Annotated in this window: 3 protein-coding genes; all 3 read right to left on the bottom strand. The window is 59.9% G+C overall.

Translation table 11 applies throughout. The features are described from left to right. The coding region (locus ACQKEK_RS23390) for a replication initiation factor domain-containing protein (RefSeq protein WP_499167726.1) at positions 1 to 444 on the bottom strand (444 nt) is incomplete at its 3' end. A 194-nt stretch (positions 445 to 638) separates the two neighbouring features. Then, the gene (locus tag ACQKEK_RS23385; RefSeq protein WP_499167725.1) at positions 639 to 1,055 is read right to left on the bottom strand and encodes a hypothetical protein; all 417 of its coding nucleotides are present in this window, start codon (positions 1,053 to 1,055) and stop codon (positions 639 to 641) included. A 140-nt stretch (positions 1,056 to 1,195) separates the two neighbouring features. Further along, positions 1,196 to 1,485, bottom strand: a 290-nt coding sequence (locus tag ACQKEK_RS23380; protein ID WP_499167723.1) for a hypothetical protein, incomplete at its 5' end; no start/stop codon positions are given.

Raw genomic sequence — 1,485 nt, 5'->3', positions numbered from 1 at the left:
AGCACGTTTCTTGAGGTCGTCCCAGCCAAGGACGGCTAGAGCATCAGCGACCCAGCCAGCACAGAACACGTCATCCGACTCCCAACCGGCAACGGCCATGCGATGTTCACCTTTAGGGCGCACCCGAACTTCGAGGCGAGTCCAATCCCTCGGAGCGTCACCACCCTGCTCATACCCTTTTTCGTACAGGCAGATCCGCACAGGCGACTGCGGCGAGCCGAGATAGAGCGTGCGAGCCTGCCCCCTGATCCAATCCCCGCGCTGCTCGATGCTTATCCCGTTGGCCTGGGCGAATGCAATCAGATGCCCCGACAGCGAGTCGAACGCGCCTTCCTCGATCCAATCAGCACACGAGTCAACCCGAGTGACACCGTAGGTGATATTTAGCCCTCTGAGCGCCTGTGCGAGCACTGGAGCTTCGGTAGAGCTTGCAGTGATGTTCACCCCAGGGTTACCACCCCACCAGAGCGTACAGAGCTTCGTTGAGCCCCTGCTGATTCGTCCACCGTGTGTGTATCCATGCATACCCCTGTCGGGGGCGAAATCGGACAAATCCCACGCCTTAAGCAAGGCCGAGAGGAGGCCCTTTTGGCTTGGGTCTTGGACGTAAACCGTCGCTTGATACCAATCGAACCGTGTCATTTGGCTGGACCCCGCTTGGCACTAGGCTTCCGGCGCGTTTTGACCGGTTTCGGAGGGGGGGTTGAGTCAGTACCTGACCCCCGTGTTACAGGGACGGGGGTTGACCCCTCTTCTGAGCCTTCATCGAGACGCTGCATGAGCATGTCCAATTGCTTGATCGAATCGCCCGAAACGGCCACAAGTTCGTCGTGGACACCTTCCACAACGGCGCGTAGTCCCTGCTTGACTTGATCGGGTGCTTCGAAGGCTGCTTCGAGCAACGCAACGGTGCGTATGAGCGCTGGAGCTACCGAATCGAGCAACTCAGCGATGACTGAACCACGAGTGCGGTTCTGGAGGCTGGCGAGACGTGCAATGACGTCGTGCGTCTGCGGTTCAAGCGTGACTTGAACGCGCGGTTTGAGCGTGGGCATGAATCTTCTCCGGTGGACACTTATCGCCGGAGTGTGGTGGCTGGGTGTGTACCTGTCAATCAGGTGGACACCTTTTGTGCGTTCTACCGCGCTACGCTTGGTGGCCGCGCCCGGTCGCCTGGCTGCTTCTGCGCTGCGCGCTAGACATCAACCAGCCGCCCAGACCCGGCAGCAATGGGTTGCGATGGTTTGTCGTCAATAAGTGCCCGCATGGCTTGCGGGAGCGCATCCCAGCCACCCAGTTCTGCCGCCCATTCAGCGATGATCCCTCCGTATTGCTTGCAAAGGGCTATACGTGAGCGTTCAGCGTCAGAGCGCCGCCATACGGTGCCTACAGCACGTTTCTTGAGGTCGTCCCAGCCAAGGACGGCTAGAGCATCAGCGACCCAGCCAGCACAGAACACGTCATCCGACTCCCAACCGGCAACGG

The organism is Pseudomonas sp. NPDC077408 (assembly GCF_050269105.1).
Lineage (GTDB): Bacteria > Pseudomonadota > Gammaproteobacteria > Pseudomonadales > Pseudomonadaceae > Stutzerimonas.
This window is presented reverse-complemented; position numbering and strand designations above follow the sequence as displayed.

Excerpts from the sequence above, each read along its gene's own strand:
- ACQKEK_RS23385 (WP_499167725.1), bottom strand. The coding sequence starts at position 1,055 with ATGCCCACGCTCAAACCGCGCGTTCAAGTCACGCTTGAACCGCAGACG.